The organism is Streptomyces himastatinicus ATCC 53653 (assembly GCF_000158915.1).
GTDB lineage: Bacteria > Actinomycetota > Actinomycetes > Streptomycetales > Streptomycetaceae > Streptomyces > Streptomyces himastatinicus.
On the sequence record NZ_GG657754.1, the window covers coordinates 3,661,576 to 3,664,651 of the forward strand.

Annotated in this window: 1 protein-coding gene; it reads right to left on the reverse strand. The window is 72.3% G+C overall.

All coding sequences use genetic code 11. The annotated features are described in order from the left end of the window. Positions 1-3,066 (reverse strand): acyltransferase domain-containing protein (locus tag SSOG_RS14850; protein WP_342634416.1); only part of this gene is annotated, 3,066 nt, incomplete at its 3' end. Positions 3,067-3,076 lie beyond the last annotated feature (10 nt).

Genomic DNA, 3,076 nt, shown 5'->3' on the forward strand with positions numbered 1-3,076 from the left:
CAACTCCGCCGCACCCTCGGCATCCGGGCCACGAAGGCACACCAGCAGCAGACGCCGCACACCGTGCTCGACCACCAGAAGCCGCGCCACCAGACCGCCCAGCACCCCCGTGGCCCCGGTGACCAGCACCGTTCCGTCCCCGTGCCACGGCGCAGTCGACTGAGGCGCTGCCGCGGCCCGTACGAGCTTCGGCGTACGGACGACCCCGTCGCGTACGGCCAGCTGCGGCAGGTCCGACGCCAGCAGCTCACCGGGCACACGGGTGCTGTCGTCGTCGGTGTCCACCAGCAGGAATCGGCCCGGGTTCTCCGTCTGTGCCGACCGCAGCAGCCCCCACACCGCGGCCGCCGCCAGATCCCGCACCGTCTCCCCGGCCTCGACGGCCACCGCGCCCGACGTCACCACCGCCAGCCGCGCCCCGGCGAACCGCTCATCCGCCAACCACCCCTGCACGAGCCCCAGAGCACGCCCAACCGCCTCATGCGCAGCCCACACCGTGTCACCGGCAGCCGACGCCGCGAACGGAACCAGCACCACATCCGGCACCGAAGCTCCGGCCCCGACAGCCGCGCTCAGTGCCTCCAGATCGGCGTACGCAGCACCCTCCACCGAACCCACCACGACCACATCGCCAGACGCCATCTCGCCCGACGGCACCGCAGTCCACTCGACGCGGAACAGCGCATCCCGCGGCCCGCCACTCACCGCGCCCGCCAGCTGCTCGACATCCACCTCGCGCATCGCCAGGGACTCGACCGCCGCGACCGGCCGACCAGCACCATCCGCAGCTGTCACCGACACCGCGTCCGCACCGGCCGGTGCCAGCCGCACCCGCAGCACACCGGCACCGGCCGCGTACAACGACACACCACGCCACTCAAACGGCAACCGCGCCCGGTCATCCGAGAAGAAGTCACCGAACTTCACGCCATGCAAGGCCGCGTCCAGCAAGGCCGGATGCACCCCGAAGCGCGCCGCTTCCTCCTGCTGCCCCTCGTCCAACGCGACCTCGGCGAACACCTCATCCCCACGCCGCCACACAGCCCGCACACCCTGGAACACCGGCCCGTAGCCATAACCGGCGGCATCGAGGTCGGCGTACATCTCCCCCGAAGCCACCGGCACCGCACCCGCCGGCGGCCACACCGCCAGCTCATCGGCCACCGGCCGCACACTGCCCGTCCCCAGCACACCCATGGCATGGCAGGCCCACGCCTCGTCCAGCGACGTGTCCTCCGCGCGGGAGTGCACGCTGAAGGTCCGACGGCCGGCCTCATCGGGCTCGGCCACGGTGACCCGCAGTTGGACACCCTTGCCCTCGGGGAGGGTCAGCGGGCTCTGGAGGGTCAGTTCCTCGACCACATCGCAGCCGACCTCGTCACCGGCCCGTACCGCCAGCTCCACGAACCCCGTGCCCGGCAGCAGCACCACGCCGCCCACGGCGTGGTCGGCCAGCCAGGGATGCGTACGCAGCGACAGCCGCCCGGTGAAGACCAGCCCCGCCGCGTCCGGCAGTTCCACCGCGGCCCCCAGCAGCGGATGCTCGGCCGCCGCCAGCCCGAGACCCGGCAACGCACCCAACGCGTCGACGGCGGGCTCCATCCAGTAGCGGCGCCGCTGGAAGGCGTACGTCGGCAGATCCACGACGGACGCGCCCGTGTCCTCGAAGGCCCGCGTCCAGTCGACGTCCACGCCCTGGACCCACAGCTCGGCGAGCGAGGTCAGGAAGCGATCCAGGCCACCGTCGTCCCGGCGCAGCGTGCCGGTGACCACGGCCGCGTCGGCGATGTCCTGCACGCTCGCGGTCAGGACGGGGTGCGAGCTGACCTCGACGAACGTGCCGTGCCCCTGCTCGGTCAGCATCTCGACGGCGGACTGGAAGCGCACGGTCTGCCGCAGATTCCGGTACCAGTACGAGGCATCCAGCCCAGCCGTGTCCAGCCACTCCCCCGACACCGTCGAGAAGAACGGCACCTTGCTGGTCTGCGGTCGCACGGACGCCAGCACCCGGTGCAGCTCTTCTTCGATCAGCTCGACGTGTGAGGTGTGCGAGGCGTAGTCCACCGCGATACGGCGGATACGGACCTCCGCGGCCTCGCACTCGGCCATCAGCTCGTCCAGCGCCTCGGGCTCACCGGCGACGACGACCGAGGTCGGGCCGTTGAGCGCGGCCACCTCCAACCGACCCGCCCACCGGGTCAGCCGGGCCTCAACCTCGGCCAACGGCAACGCAACGGAAGCCATCCCGCCACGACCAGCCAGACCACCGGCGATGGCCTGCGACCGCAACGCCACCACCCGCGCACCGTCCTCCAACGACAGCGCACCAGAGACGCAGGCGGCAGCAATCTCACCCTGCGAATGGCCCACCACGGCGGCGGGCTCGATGCCGTACGAACGCCACAGCGCCGCGAGGGACACCATCACCGCCCACGACACCGGCTGCACCACATCAACCCGCTCCAACGACGGAGCACCCGGCACCCGCCGCACCACATCCAGCAGACCCCAGTCCACGAACCCGGACAGCGCCGCCGCACACTCCGCCATCCGCTCCGCGAACACCGGCGAAGCATCCAGCAACTCCACCGCCATGCCCACCCACTGCGAACCCTGACCCGGGAACACGAACACCACCCGGCCACCAGCCCCCGCGGCCATCCCCGTGACCAGCCCAGGAGCCTCCTCGCCCCGCGCCACGGCGCCCAGCCCAGCGACCAGCTGCTCACGCGATCCGGCGCTCACCACCGCACGGCTCTCGAACACCGCCCGCCCGGACGCCAGCGACCACCCCACATCCACCGGCGACAGCCCGGCCTCGCCCTCCACCCGGGACAGCAACCGCGCCGCCTGCTCGCGCAACGCCCCAACACCACGGCCGGAGAACACCCACGGCACCGCCACCGGCACCACACCAGCCGCCTCATCCGGCTCCGGCTCGGGCGCCTGCTCCAGGATCACGTGCGCGTTGGTCCCGCTCACCCCGAACGACGACACACCCGCACGCCGCGGACGGCCCTCCGCCTCCGGCCACTCCCGCGCCTGGCTACAGCAGCTCCACCGCACCCGCCGACCA